We start from the raw sequence: 476 nt of genomic DNA on the forward strand, positions 1-476 counted from the left end.
CCAATATCAAGTGCTTCTAGATCACTTGGAATTTCAGAGATTGGCACAATGCTTGTATTCGCATCATTTGAAAAGTCGTCGGCTACCAGAACATCTGTTGGAATCAGGAAGTTCACGCCTTTTTCCTTTGCACGGTCCATAAAGGATTTCGCTAAATCTACTTTGTCTTCTTCTAATAGAGATTTCCCTACTTCGTGGCCTAGTGCTTTCACAAATGTGTAAGCAAGTCCGCCGCCGATGATAAGGTTGTCCACTTTATCAAGAAGACTTTCAATCACACCGATTTTATCCTTTACCTTTGCGCCGCCGATAATCGCTGTAAATGGGCGATCAGGGTTTGAAATGGCTTTTCCTAAAACCTCAAGCTCTTTTTGCATGAGGAAGCCTGAAACAGCCGGAAGATAAGCTGCAATACCAGCTGTCGATGCATGTGCACGGTGTGCAGCACCGAACGCATCATTGACATACACATCGGC

General features: G+C 44.5%; 1 protein-coding gene. It reads right to left on the reverse strand.

Annotated elements, in window-relative coordinates; all coding sequences use genetic code 11:
- Nucleotides 1-476, reverse strand: a 476-nt coding sequence (pgk, locus tag GFC01_RS18020; RefSeq protein ID WP_152948500.1) for a phosphoglycerate kinase, incomplete at both ends; no start/stop codon positions are given.

This window comes from Desulfofundulus thermobenzoicus (genome assembly GCF_009428905.1).
GTDB lineage: Bacteria > Bacillota > Desulfotomaculia > Desulfotomaculales > Desulfovirgulaceae > Desulfofundulus_A > Desulfofundulus_A thermobenzoicus.